This window comes from Acidovorax sp. SRI_002 (genome assembly GCF_057586455.1).
Genome location: NZ_JBYCZW010000006.1, coordinates 519,777 through 531,934 on the forward strand (window position 1 = coordinate 519,777; position 12,158 = coordinate 531,934).

Annotated in this window: 10 protein-coding genes; 9 read left to right on the forward strand and 1 reads right to left on the reverse strand. The window is 65.3% G+C overall.

What is annotated here, in order from left to right; all coding sequences use genetic code 11:
- Positions 1 to 49: 49 nt before the first annotated feature.
- The 5 genes from AC2YJX_RS19255 to AC2YJX_RS19275 all read left to right on the forward strand — a co-directional run bounded on the left by AC2YJX_RS19255 (position 50) and on the right by AC2YJX_RS19275 (position 4,939).
- A complete protein-coding gene (locus tag AC2YJX_RS19255; RefSeq protein ID WP_487256976.1) occupies positions 50 to 1,057 on the forward strand; it encodes a Bug family tripartite tricarboxylate transporter substrate binding protein in 1,008 nt (335 codons plus the stop codon).
- 38 nt (positions 1,058 to 1,095) lie between these two features.
- Positions 1,096 to 2,100: a tripartite tricarboxylate transporter substrate binding protein gene (locus AC2YJX_RS19260; RefSeq protein ID WP_487256977.1), complete on the forward strand. Its 1,005-nt coding sequence runs from the start codon at positions 1,096 to 1,098 to the stop codon at positions 2,098 to 2,100.
- A 47-nt stretch (positions 2,101 to 2,147) separates the two neighbouring features.
- Complete coding sequence (locus AC2YJX_RS19265) at positions 2,148 to 2,897, forward strand: electron transfer flavoprotein subunit beta/FixA family protein (RefSeq protein ID WP_487256673.1); 750 nt, start codon at positions 2,148 to 2,150, stop codon at positions 2,895 to 2,897.
- On the forward strand, positions 2,898 to 3,830 hold the full coding sequence (locus AC2YJX_RS19270) for an electron transfer flavoprotein subunit alpha/FixB family protein (protein ID WP_218299205.1): 933 nt from the start codon (positions 2,898 to 2,900) through the stop codon (positions 3,828 to 3,830).
- 125 nt (positions 3,831 to 3,955) lie between these two features.
- Positions 3,956 to 4,939, forward strand: a complete 984-nt coding sequence (locus tag AC2YJX_RS19275) for a tripartite tricarboxylate transporter substrate binding protein (protein WP_431151911.1) — start codon at positions 3,956 to 3,958, stop codon at positions 4,937 to 4,939.
- A 35-nt stretch (positions 4,940 to 4,974) separates the two neighbouring features.
- On the opposite strand, the gene AC2YJX_RS19280 is transcribed toward AC2YJX_RS19275, so the two are convergent.
- A complete protein-coding gene (locus tag AC2YJX_RS19280) occupies positions 4,975 to 5,820 on the reverse strand; it encodes a MurR/RpiR family transcriptional regulator (RefSeq protein ID WP_055394300.1) in 846 nt (281 codons plus the stop codon).
- 229 nt (positions 5,821 to 6,049) lie between these two features.
- On the opposite strand from AC2YJX_RS19280, the gene AC2YJX_RS19285 reads away from it, so the two are divergent.
- The 4 genes from AC2YJX_RS19285 to tal all read left to right on the forward strand — a co-directional run bounded on the left by AC2YJX_RS19285 (position 6,050) and on the right by tal (position 11,484).
- A complete protein-coding gene (locus AC2YJX_RS19285) occupies positions 6,050 to 7,078 on the forward strand; it encodes an ABC transporter substrate-binding protein (RefSeq protein ID WP_487256978.1) in 1,029 nt (342 codons plus the stop codon).
- Positions 7,079 to 7,177: 99 nt separating this feature from the next.
- Positions 7,178 to 9,316, forward strand: coding sequence for an ABC transporter permease (locus AC2YJX_RS19290; RefSeq protein WP_487256988.1), 2,139 nt, complete (start codon positions 7,178 to 7,180; stop codon positions 9,314 to 9,316).
- Positions 9,317 to 9,446: 130 nt separating this feature from the next.
- Positions 9,447 to 10,529, forward strand: a complete 1,083-nt coding sequence (locus tag AC2YJX_RS19295; protein WP_487256979.1) for an ABC transporter ATP-binding protein — start codon at positions 9,447 to 9,449, stop codon at positions 10,527 to 10,529.
- Positions 10,530 to 10,536: 7 nt separating this feature from the next.
- Positions 10,537 to 11,484 (forward strand): transaldolase, encoded by a 948-nt coding sequence (gene tal / locus AC2YJX_RS19300; RefSeq protein WP_487256980.1) that lies wholly within the window; start codon positions 10,537 to 10,539, stop codon positions 11,482 to 11,484.
- The last annotated feature ends 674 nt before the right edge of the window (positions 11,485 to 12,158 follow it).

Below are 12,158 nucleotides of genomic sequence, written 5' to 3' on the forward strand. Positions count from 1 at the left end.
TGTTGGGTAAGCGCTGGAGCAAATTTTCAATCTCAACCAGGAGACAAACATGAAGTTCAATCACCTTCACCGCCGCTGCGTCCTGCAGGGCTTGGCCGCGTTGGCCAGCACCGGCCTGCTGGGTTCCGCCCTGGCCCAGTCGGGCAAGGATGCCTGGCCCAGCAAGCCCATCAAGCTGATCGTGCCCTACCAGGCCGGTGGCGCCACCGACATCACCGCCCGCACGCTGGGCGAGAAGCTCTCGGCCCGCCTGGGCCAGCCCGTGCTGGTAGACAACCGTGGCGGCGCCGGCGGTGTGACCGGCACCGACCAGGCGCTCAAGTCACCGGCCGACGGCTACACGCTGCTGGTGTCGCTGGGCACCACCATGCTGATCAACCAGTACCTGTACGAGCGCCTGCCGTACCAGCCGCAAAAGGACCAGGCCCTCATCACGCAGATCGCCCTGGCTCCGGTGGTGCTGCTGGTGCATCCGCAGCTGCCGGTGTCCACCGCGGCCGAGCTGATGAGCTATATCGACCGCAACAAGGGCAAGGTCGCCTACGGCTCGTGGGGCATGGGCTCGTATGCCCACCTGGCTGGCGCCTGGCTGTCCGACAAGCACAAGGCCGACATGAATCATGTGGCCTACAGGGGCGAGGCGCCCATGCTGCAGGACCTGGTGGGCGGGCAGTTGCAAATGGCATTTGCCAGCCTGCAGTCGGCCCGGCCGTACATTGATTCCGGCCGCCTCAAGCCGCTGGCCGTGACGGGCACCCAGCGCATGGATGCGCTTCCCAAGCTGGCCACCATGGCCGAGCAGGGCATCAAGGACGAGGTGTTCCAGGTGACAGGCTGGTTGGGCATGAGCGCCCCGGCCAACACCCCGCCGGAGGTCGTGGCCCGCCTGGGCCGTGAGCTGCAGGCCGTGATTGCGCTGCCTGAGGTGCGTGAGCGCATCCAGCAGATGGGTTTCATCCCCGTCGGTAGCAGCCCCGAACAGTTCGGCGCCCAGTTCAAAAAAGATGCACCCGTCTGGGAGCGCGTGGTCAAGGTGTCCGGCGCCAAGCTGGACTGATGCAACCCCTCCAACAACCTGAGCCCGTTTTGACCCCAATGTTTGTCTCTCGCACCTTCGCAGCCCGCCGCGCCGTGCTGGCCGTGTCCGCCGCTCTGGCGGCCAGCGCCCTGTGGGGCGCGGCCTCGGCACACGCGCAAGCCTGGCCCACCAGGATGATCAAGCTGGTGGTGCCCTTCCCGGCAGGCGGCCCTACCGATACTGCCTCGCGCATCGTGGGCCAACGCCTGGCCGAACGGCTGGGCCAGCCCGTGGTGGTGGAAAACCGTGCAGGGGCTTCGGGCTCCATCGCTGCCGCCCAGGTGGCCAAGAGCCCGGCCGACGGCTACACGCTGATGATGCTGGCCACGCCCACGCTGCTGGCGCCGCATCTGTACAAGAAGGCGGGCTACGACACGGTGAAAGACTTCACGCCCGTGGCCACGGTGTACGACCTGCCCATCGTCGTGGTGGTCAATCCTGCCCAGATGCCTTCTGTGACCGACCTGCAAAAGCTCATTACCCATGCCAAGGCCCGTCCAGGTCAGCTCAACTACACCAGCTCAGGTGCGGGCAGCTTTGGCCATTTGAGCATGGAGCTGCTCAAGCAGATGGGGGGCTTTGAAATGCAGCACATTCCCTACAAAGGGGGCGTGCCCGCCATTACCGACACCATCGGCGGCCAGGTGCCGCTGATGTACGCCGATCTGGTGGCTGCGCTGCCGCACATCCAGACGGGGAAGCTGCGCGCCATCGCAGTAGGGTCGCCCCAGCGCGTGGCCATGCTGCCCGATGTCAAGACCATCGCCGAGCAGGGCTTCAAGGGCTACGAGGCCGTCTCGTGGGGTGGTCTGCTGGCGCCGTCCGGTACGCCCAAAGCCGTGGTGGACCGCATCGCAACCGAGGTGCAGCAAATCCTGGCCGAGAAGGACACGCAGGACAAGTTGTTGACTGCAGGCGCCATCGCTGCATACCAAGCGTCCGACAAGATGGCCCGCCGCATTCAGCAGGACTACGTCAAGTGGGGTACTGTGATCCGCGACAAGGGCATCTCGAACGAGTAAGCCTGCGCACCCGCACTCCCACAACAAATATCAAGGAAAACATTCCCATGAAAGTTCTCGTCCCTGTCAAGCGCGTGGTGGACTACAACGTGAAGGTCCGCGTGAAGTCGGACAACACGGGTGTGGACATCGCCAACGTGAAGATGAGCATGAACCCCTTTGACGAAATCGCCGTTGAAGAGGCCGTGCGCCTGAAAGAAAAAGGCCTGGTGACCGAAGTCATCGCAGTCTCCTGCGGCGTGGCCCAGTGCCAGGAAACCCTGCGCACTGCCATGGCCATTGGGGCCGACCGCGCCATCCTGGTGGAAACCGACGTCGAGCTGCAGCCCCTGGCCGTGGCCAAGATCCTCAAGGCCCTGGTGGACAAAGAGCAGCCCGGTCTCATCATCCTGGGCAAACAAGCCATCGACGACGACGCCAACCAGACCGGCCAGATGCTCGCGGCCCTGGCAGACCTGCCCCAGGCCACGTTCGCCAACAAGGTCGAACTGTCGGCCGACAAGGTCAGCGTGACGCGTGAAGTGGACGGCGGCCTGGAAACCTTGGCCCTGACACTGCCAGCGGTCATCACCACCGACCTGCGCCTGAACGAGCCCCGCTACGTCACCTTGCCCAACATCATGAAGGCCAAGAAAAAGCAGCTCGATACCGTCAAGCCCGAAGATCTCGGCGTGGACGTGGCTCCGCGCCTGAAGACCCTCAAGGTGACCGAGCCCGCCAAGCGTGGTGCTGGCATCAAGGTGGCGGACGTGGCCGCTCTGGTCGAGAAACTCAAGAACGAAGCGAAGGTGATCTAAATGTCGGTACTCGTTATTGCTGAACACAACAACGCGTCCATCAAGGGCGCCACGCTGAACACCGTGACGGCCGCTGTGGCCTGCGGTGGCGACGTGCACGTGCTGGTGGCTGGCCACAACGCCGGTGCAGCCGCCGCCGCAGCCGCCCAGATCGCCGGTGTCGCCAAGGTCATCCACGCCGACGCCCCTGGCCTCGAACACGGCCTGGCCGAGAACGTGGCCGCGCAAGTGCTCGCCATCGCAGGCAACTACAGCCACATCCTGTTCCCCGCCACCGCCAGCGGCCGCAACGTGGCCCCCCGCGTGGCCGCCAAGCTGGACGTGGCGCAGGTCAGCGACATCACCAAAGTGGTGAGCCCAGACACCTTCGAGCGCCCCATCTACGCCGGCAACGCCATTGCCACCGTGCAAAGCGCCGACAGCGTAAAGGTCATCACCGTGCGCGCCACGGGCTTTGACGCCGCAGCCGCCACGGGCGGTTCCGCAGCCGTTGAAACCGCCGCAGCCACCGCAGACGCTGGCAAGAGCAGCTTCATGGGCAGCGAAATCGCCAAGAGCGACCGCCCCGAACTCACGGCCGCCAAGATCATCGTCTCCGGTGGCCGAGCCCTCGGCAGCAAGGAAAAGTTCGACGAAGTGATGACCCCGCTGGCCGACAAGCTGGGCGCCGCCCTGGGTGCCAGCCGGGCCGCAGTGGACGCAGGCTACGCCCCCAACGACTGGCAAGTGGGCCAGACCGGCAAGATCGTGGCGCCGCAGCTGTACATCGCAGCGGGTATCTCTGGCGCCATCCAGCATTTGGCGGGCATGAAGGACTCCAAGGTGATCGTGGCGATCAACAAGGACCCTGAGGCGCCGATCTTCAGCGTGGCCGACTATGGGCTGGAAGCGGATCTGTTCACGGCTGTGCCGGAGCTGGTGAAGGCGCTGTAGGAGCAGCGCATACGGAGCAAGGCATCCGGCACCGCGATTCGTGTGCTATTGAAAACATAGCTGTTTGCGCCTGATTGGAAAGCGCTACAGCCTGTTTTGACTAAAAAAACCAAGGAGACAAGACCATGAACGCTTCCCTTTCCCGCCGCCGTGTCGTGCAAGCCGCTGGCGCAGCGCTGGCCAGCGCGGCCCTGCCCGCGCTGGCACAAACGGCCTGGCCGAGCAAGCCGATCAAGATCATCGTGCCCTACACGGCGGGCGGGTTTACCGACCAGATGGCGCGTCTGCTGACTTTGGGCCTGCAAAAGCAGTTCGGTCAGTCGGTTGTCATCGACAACAAGCCCGGCGCCAACAGCATCATCGGCGTGGATGCTGTCGCCAAGTCCACTCCAGACGGTCACACCTTTGGCGTGGTCATTCCGGCCTTTACCGCCAACACCACGCTCTACCCCAAGCTGCCCTACAACCCGCGCAAGGACCTGGTGGGGGTGTCGCTGCTGGGTGTTTCTCCACTGGTGGCAGCGGTGGCCCCCAATGCACCGTTTAAGACGGTGAAGGAACTCGTGGCCTATGCCAAGGCCAACCCGGGCAAGGTGAGTTTTGCCTCGTCAGGCACGGGCTCTGCCGCGCACCTGACCAGCGAGTTGCTCAAGTCACTCACCAAGACCTTCATGGTCCATATACCCTACCGCGGCGCCGCGCCGGCGCTGACGGATTTGCTCGGCGGCCAGGTGCCTTTGTTCCTCGACCCTCCGCCCAACCTGATTCAGCCCGCCAAGGCAGGCCGCATCACCCTCATCGGCGTGGCCAGCGAAAAGCGCTTGCCCATGTTGCCCGACGTGCCCACCTTCATCGAGCAGGGCGTGCCCGGCATGCTGGGCAGCACCTGGGCCAGCATGATTGCTCCCGCCGGCACGTCGCGCGACGTTGTCAAGCGCATGTCGGACGCGGTGAACGCCATCATCCAGAGTGAAGAGACCAAAGCCAAGCTCGAAACCATGGGCACCTTTGGTGAAGGCACCACGCCCGAAGCGTGCGACGCCTTTCTGGCGGCGGAAACGACCAAGTGGGGCAAGGTGATCCGCGACGCGGGAGTCACGCTGGACTGAGAAGGCGTGGGCCGGCCTGGCCTGATGGCCAGGATTTACGCGTAACGCTTGGCCCGCAGGTTTTCCTTCATCTGCTGCAGGATCGGCTGCAGCGAGCTGCCAATGCGCAGCGCAACGCAGGTGGCCAGCACGTCGATGATGAGCAGGTGCATCAGCCGCGACACCATGGGGCTGTAGCGGTCGTAGCCCTCGGGGTGGTCGGCGGCCAGGTGGATCTGGCAGGTGCTGGCAAGGGGCGAGCCGCTGGCGGTGATGGCGATGGTGGTGGCGCCGTTCTTGCGGGCGATGTCAGCGGCGTCCATCAAATCGCGGGTGCGGCCCGAGTTGGAGATGATCACCGCGCAATCGCCCGGGCCGAGCAGGGTCGCGCTCATCACCTGCATGTGGCCGTCGCTGGTGGCAATGGACGTGACGCCCAGGCGGAAGAACTTGTGCTGCGCGTCCTGTGCCACGATGCCCGAGTTGCCCACGCCGTAGAACTCGATGCGTTTGCCGGTTTTCCAGGTGGCTGCAATCGCCTCGGCCGCACGCTCCAGCGCCACGGTGCTGGCGGCATTGCGGTATTGCAAAAAGGCCGCCACGGCGTTGTCCACCACCTTCACCAGCACGTCGCCGGTCTTGTCGTCGGCGTCCACGCTGCGGTGGATGAAGGGCACGCCTTCGCTCACGCTGCCTGCCAGCTTGAGCTTGAAATCTGCCAGTCCGTCATACCCCATGCTGCGGCAAAAGCGCACCACCGTGGGCTTGCTCACGTGCGCGCGTTCGGCCAGTTCACGCACGGGCAGGCGTGCAAAAGTGCGTGGGTCGGTCAGCACCAGCCGGGCAACGCGCTGTTCGGCGGGGGCCAGGGAGGGCAGGGAGGCGGTGATGCGGTCGAGCATGTCTCAGTCAGGGTGTGCAGCGCGGGCTGCTCAGGTGAGGCCTTCGAACAGGTTTGGGGGAACCATTCTTAATGTAACTTGGTTCCCAAGGCGGCGGGGAGGGCGCCATCCCTGCCTTTCAACCTGCTTGCACCCGGTCTGGGAGTTTCCCCCCTGACCCTGGCCTGCCTGCAGGACTAGCATCCTTGCATCGCGTTAATCACGTTATCCAGATACTGAGGAGACTCCCATGCGCAAACCTTTGCTGACGAAACTTCTGGCCGGTGCGGCCCTGGTGGCCACAGCCTCCGGCAGCTGGGCCCAGGGCCAGGTCAACATCATCTGTTCGGTGCAGGCCGAGTGGTGCAACCTGATGTCCACGGTGTACGCCAAGACCACCGGCACCAAGGTCAACATGACGGCCAAGGGCTCAGGCGAGGCCCTGGCGCAGCTCAACGCCGAGCGCGCCAACCCCAAGACCGACATCTGGTTTGGCGGCACAGGCGACCCGCACCTGCAGGCGGCCGAGCAGGGCCTCACGCTCGAATACAAATCGCCCCAGTTGCCGCAGCTGTACCCCTGGGCGCAAAAGCAGGCGGCGGATTCCAAGTACCGCACGGTGGGCGTGTACCTGGGCCCGCTGGGCTTTGGCTACAACAAGGAGCTGCTGGCCAAGCGCAAGCTCAACCCGCCGCAGTCGTGGGCCGATCTGCTCAAGCCCGAGTTCAAGGGCGAAGTGCAGATGGCCAACCCCGCATCCAGCGGCACGGCCTACACCATGATCGCCACGCTGGTGCAGATCATGGGCGAGGAGAAGGCGTTTGAATACCTCAAGGCCCTGCACCCCAACGTGAGCACCTACACGCGTTCGGGCACGGCGCCTGTCAAGGCGGCCGCCCGGGGCGAGACCACGGTGTCGGTGAGTTTCGTGCACGACGTGACCACCGAGGCGGTCAACGGCTTCCCTGTGGGCTCGGTCACGCCTTCGGAAGGCACGGGCGCCGAGGTGGGCTCCATGAGCATCGTCAAGAACGGCCCCAACACCGAGGCCGCCAAGAAGTTCTACGAATGGGCACTCACGCCCGGCGGCCAGCAGTTTGGCCTGGCGGCCAAGCAGTTCCAGCTGCCCAGCAACACGCAGGTGCCCAAGGACCCGCGCATGACCGACCCTTCCAAGATGAAGCTCATCAACTACGACTACGCCAAATACGGCGCCAGCGCCGAGCGTCGCCGCCTGATTGCGCGCTGGGAAAAAGACGTGCAGAACGCGGCGCGCTAAGGGGTGGTGGTGTCGGCAGCAGCAGCGGCGGCGCACGCAACCCTCCGAACCACAGCACCCAGCGCCTCGGTCAACCGGCCCTTGTGGGTCTGGCTGGTCGTGGGCGTGCTGGGTTATCTCGTGTTCCCCTGGTATGCGCAGCAGGATGCCAATGGCCTGCTCGCGGTGGGCCAGGTTTTCAGCGGCGAACAGGCGGCCAACGGGCTCATGCAGGCGGCATTGTTTGGTCGGCCCTGGCTCTGGCTAGGCCTGGCCGGTCTGGCCGTGGCGGGGCTGGGCGCCTGCCTGCCTGCGGGACGCAAGCAGGGCGCCGTGCTTGCGGCGGGGGGCGCGCTGGGGCTTGTGGCCTTGTTGCTCAGTGGCTTTGCGATTGGCGCACGCGGCTGGGCCTTTGGGTGGATGAACACCAGCTTGGGCGAGCTGGGTGCGCGCCAGCCCGGCATGGGCTGGGGCGGGTTTGTGGTGTTGTCAGCGCTGCTGGTGCTGCTGTCGTTTGGCGTGGCACGGCGAGGATTTTTCAAAGGCGATCTGTTCGTAGCGGCTGCGGTGGTGGGCTGTGGCAGCCTGCTCGCGCTGTTCATCGTGTTCCCGGTGCTCAAGGCGTTGTCGGCTGCGTTTTTTCTGGAGGACGGCCCGTTCTCGCTGGCCGTGGTGTGGGAGCGCATTGCGCACGAGCGCAACTTTGGTCTCTCGTGCCTGGCGGGTGGCCAGCGCTGCGGCGTGGCCTGGAACACGCTGTTCCTGGGGCTGATGACCGCCACCAGCACCACGCTGCTGGGCACTTTCATGGCGCTGATGGCCGAGCGCGCGTCGCGCCGCTATGCGCGGCCGCTGAACATCGTGGCGCTGCTGCCCATCATCACGCCACCGTTTGTGGTGGGCCTGGGGCTCATCCTGCTGTTTGGCCGTGCCGGGGTGTTCAACCAGTTTCTGGAGTACGCGTTCGGCATCACACCCACGCGCTGGTTCTACGGCTGGCTGGGCATCTGGGTGGCGCAGACCTTTGCGTTCACGCCCATCGCCTTCATGATCATGCGCGGCGTGGTGCAGGGCGTGGCGCCCAGCCTGGAAGAGGCCGCACAAACCCTGCGCGCCAGCCCGCACCGCACTTTCATGACCGTGACCCTGCCGCTGCTCAAGCCCGGCCTGGCCAACGCGTTTTTGGTGGGCTTCATCGAAAGCATGGCGGACTTCGGCAATCCCATCGTGGTGGGCGGGCAGTTCTCGGTGCTCTCGACCGAAATCTTCTTTGCCATCGTCGGTGCGCAGTATGACCAGGGGCGTGCCGCGTCGCTGGCCTGGATCCTCACGTTCTTTGCGCTCACCGTATTTGCCATCCAGCGCGGGCTGCTGGGCAAGCAGAACTTCACCACCGTATCGGGCAAGGGCGATGCGGGCATTGCCATGCCGCTGCCCACCGGTGTGCGCCGCGTGGTGCATTCCATCGCGCTGCCCTGGATGGCCTTCACCCTCATCGTCTACCTGTTTGCGCTGGCGGGCGGTTTTGTGCAGACCTGGGGGCGCGACTACACCATCACGCTGGCGCACTTTCGCACGGCGTTCAGTGTGGAGTGGGGCGAATTTGGTGTGGTGTGGGCGGGCACCGCGTGGAACTCGTTTTTCACCACGCTCAAGCTCGCGGCCATCTCGGCGCCGCTCACAGCCACGTTGGGCATCGGCATCGCGTGGCTGCTGGCGCGTACCGAGTTCCGGGGGCAGGGCGCGTTCGAGTTTGCAGCGCTGCTGGCCTTCGCCATCCCCGGCACGGTGCTGGGCGTGAGCTACATCCTGGCGTTCAACGTGCCGCCGTTCGAGCTGACGGGAACGGCGCTCATCATCGTGCTGTGCTTCATGTTCCGCAATCTGCCGGTGGGCGTGCGGGCGGGCACGGCAGCGTTCAAGCAGCTGGACCGGTCGCTGGATGAAGCGTCCGTCATGCTGCGCGCGGGCAGTGTGCAGACGCTGCGCCATGTGGTGCTGCCGCTGCTCAAGCCTGCGCTGGTGGCGGCGCTGGTCTACAGCTTTGTGCGCGCCATCACCACCGTGAGTGCGGTGATCTTTCTGGTCACGGCCGAAAACGAGCTGGCCACCACCTACATCATTGGCCGCGTGGGCAATGGCGACTATGGCGTGGCGCTGGCGTACTGCACGGTGCTCATCATCCTCATGTCGGCCTCCATCGGGCTCATTCAGCTGCTGGTGGGTGTCCGCAAACTCGGTCGGCGCGGTGGCTTATGACCCCCCCTGAGTCGCCTTCGGCGCCTTCCCCCCAGGGGGACAACGCCTCGCTGCGGGGCGGCCCTTGCTCGGCGTCCCACGCCTGGATCGCGCCAGTTGCCATGCGCAATCGTCAATTGAAAAGACAACTATGAACAACAACGACGCGGGCATCGTGTTCCGCAACATCACCAAGCGCTACGGCAGCGACAGCAGCGCGGCCCTGGCCGTCAAGGGCATCAGCTTTGAGGTGCCGCGCGGCACGCTCACCACCATCCTCGGCCCCTCGGGCTGCGGCAAGACGACCACGCTGCGCATGATTGCGGGGCTGGAATCGCCCACGTCGGGCGAGATCTTCATTGCCGGCAAGGACGTGACCACACTCGGCCCCGCGCAGCGCAACGTGAGCATGATGTTCCAGAGCTACGCGCTGTTCCCGCACATGAATGTGGTGGAGAACGTGATGTACGGCCTGCGCATGTCGGGCCAGCCCAAGGAGCAGGCACGCACCAAGGCGGTGGAGGCGCTGCGCGGCGTGGGCCTGGTGGGCTATGACGACCGCCTGCCCAGCGAACTTTCGGGCGGACAGCAGCAGCGCGTGGCCCTGGCCCGCGCGCTGGTGCTGGAGCCCGAGGTGCTGCTGTTCGACGAGCCCTTGTCCAACCTCGACGCCCGCCTGCGCCGTGAGATGCGCGAAGAGATCCGCGCGCTGCAGCAGCGCCTGTCGCTCACGGTGGCTTACGTCACACACGACCAGGCCGAGGCCATGGCCGTGAGCGACCAGATCATCGTGATGAACCAGGGCTTGATTGCGCAAAAGGGCTCGCCGCGCGCGCTGTACGAAACCCCGCACAGTGAGTTTGTGGCCGGTTTCATGGGTGAGGCAATGCTGTTCCCCGCCGTGGCCGACGCGGACGGCACGGTGGCACTCGGCCCGCTGGTGCTGCGCCCCCGCATGGCGGTGAAGAGCGGCCCGGTAAAGGTGGCGGTGCGGCCGGAGGCCTGGCGTATTCACCGCCAGGGCGCGGGCCTGCTGCCCGCCCGGCTGGACAAGCGGGCCTATCTGGGCGCGGTGCACGAATACACCTTTGACACCACGCTCGGCCACATCTTTGTGGTGTCGTCCGACCTGGATGATGTGCTGGCCGTGGGTGATGACGTGCAGCTGAGCCTGGGAGCCCACGGCGTATCGGTGGTTGGTAGTACCGAAGGTGCCCAACGTGATGCGGAATAATGGCGCCATGAACCAACTCGACGCCCTCAAACAGTTCACCACCGTGGTTGCCGACACTGGCGACTTTCTGCAACTGGCCCAGTTCCGTCCGCAGGACGCCACGACCAATCCCTCGCTGATCCTCAAGGCGGTGCAAAAGCCCGAATACGCGCCCCTGCTCAAGGACACCGTCGCCAAGTGGCAAGGGCGCGCCATGGACGAGGTGATCGATCGCCTGCTGGTGCGTTTTGGTTGCGAAATCCTGACCCACGTGCCCGGCCGCGTCTCCACCGAAGTGGATGCGCGTCTGAGCTTTGACACCAGCGCCACCGTCACGCGCGCCGAGCGCATCATCGAGCTGTACCAGGCCGAAGGCATCCACATCGACCGCGTGCTCATCAAGATCGCGGCCACGTGGGAGGGCATCCAGGCCGCTGCCCAGCTCGAGCGCAAGGGCATCCACACCAACCTCACGCTGCTGTTCTCGTTCGCCCAGGCCGTGGCTTGCGGCCAGGCCAAGGTGCAGCTGATTTCCCCGTTTGTGGGCCGCATTTACGACTGGTACAAGAAGCAGGCGGGCGCGAGCTGGGATGAGGCCGCGCGCGCGGGCGCCAACGACCCGGGCGTGCAGTCGGTCACGCAGATCTACAACCACTACAAGCGTTTTGGCATTGCCACCGAGGTGATGGGTGCAAGCTTCCGCAACGTGGGCCAGATCACGGCGCTGGCTGGGTGCGACCTGCTGACCATTGCGCCGGAGCTGCTGGCGCAGCTGGCGGCGAGCGATGCGCCGTTGCAGCGGGCGCTGGATGCAGAGGCTGCCAAGGCGATGGATTTGCCTGCGGTGAACTATGACGAGGCGGGGTTCCGTTATGCGTTGAATGAGGACGCGATGGCGACGGAGAAGCTGGCCGAGGGGATTCGGGCGTTTGCGGTGGATGCGGTGAAGCTGGAGAAGCTGATTCTGGCGGCTTGAGGTCAGCATTTTTAGTGGTTTTGGCGGCTAGCGCTTGTGTAGAAAGCGCCAGCCGCTATTGTTTTTATAGTTCCCTAGTTTGCCCCATACCGTTCGGGCTGAGCTTTTCGAAGCCTTGGCGCGCTGGTTTAGGCGGTGTGCTTGTGCTGAGGGCGGAGGCCGGGTTGTCGCCCCGGCGGGCGAGTAACTTTCTTTTGCTTCGCCAAAAGAAAGTCACCAAAGAAAAGGCGACCCCCAGTCTGCGACCCCTGCGCTTCGCTACGGGGCAAACCTGCGTCGGGGCGGTTGCGGGGTGCGCCGTGGAACTCGCTTTGCGCTGTGCGCGCCGCTCGGACAACCACGGCGAGTCAGTTCACGAGGCATGGGCGCTGCGACGCCCATGCTCACCCCGCAACCGCCCCGCCGCAGGCGCAGCCAGCAGGGGGCTGGGCAGCCGAACCTCCAACAGCCGAACAGCCACACGGGCCATTGCTGCGCTCGGCCCCGCCTGCGCAGCGCGTGGCGCTTGCGCCCGCGAGATGGGGCCGAGCGCAGCAATGGCCCGTGTGGATGTCCGATTCGCGGGTTCCCTTCTGGATGCGCCAGGGGCGCGCAGGGCGCGGGGTGGCGCGTGTGCCGAAGGACACACGCGCTTCGTGAACTGACTCACCGCAGTTGTCCGAGCGGAGCGCCGC

What these genes read in the sequence shown, in the direction of transcription:
- AC2YJX_RS19255 (WP_487256976.1), top strand. Translation starts at nt 50, where the DNA reads ATGAAGTTCAATCACCTTCACCGCCGCTGCGTCCTGCAGGGCTTGGCC.
- AC2YJX_RS19260 (WP_487256977.1), top strand. Translation starts at nt 1,096, where the DNA reads ATGTTTGTCTCTCGCACCTTCGCAGCCCGCCGCGCCGTGCTGGCCGTG.
- AC2YJX_RS19265 (WP_487256673.1), top strand. Translation starts at nt 2,148, where the DNA reads ATGAAAGTTCTCGTCCCTGTCAAGCGCGTGGTGGACTACAACGTGAAG.
- AC2YJX_RS19270 (WP_218299205.1), top strand. Translation starts at nt 2,898, where the DNA reads ATGTCGGTACTCGTTATTGCTGAACACAACAACGCGTCCATCAAGGGC.
- AC2YJX_RS19275 (WP_431151911.1), top strand. Translation starts at nt 3,956, where the DNA reads ATGAACGCTTCCCTTTCCCGCCGCCGTGTCGTGCAAGCCGCTGGCGCA.
- AC2YJX_RS19280 (WP_055394300.1), bottom strand. Translation starts at nt 5,820, where the DNA reads ATGCTCGACCGCATCACCGCCTCCCTGCCCTCCCTGGCCCCCGCCGAA.
- AC2YJX_RS19285 (WP_487256978.1), top strand. Translation starts at nt 6,050, where the DNA reads ATGCGCAAACCTTTGCTGACGAAACTTCTGGCCGGTGCGGCCCTGGTG.
- AC2YJX_RS19295 (WP_487256979.1), top strand. Translation starts at nt 9,447, where the DNA reads ATGAACAACAACGACGCGGGCATCGTGTTCCGCAACATCACCAAGCGC.
- tal (WP_487256980.1), top strand. Translation starts at nt 10,537, where the DNA reads ATGAACCAACTCGACGCCCTCAAACAGTTCACCACCGTGGTTGCCGAC.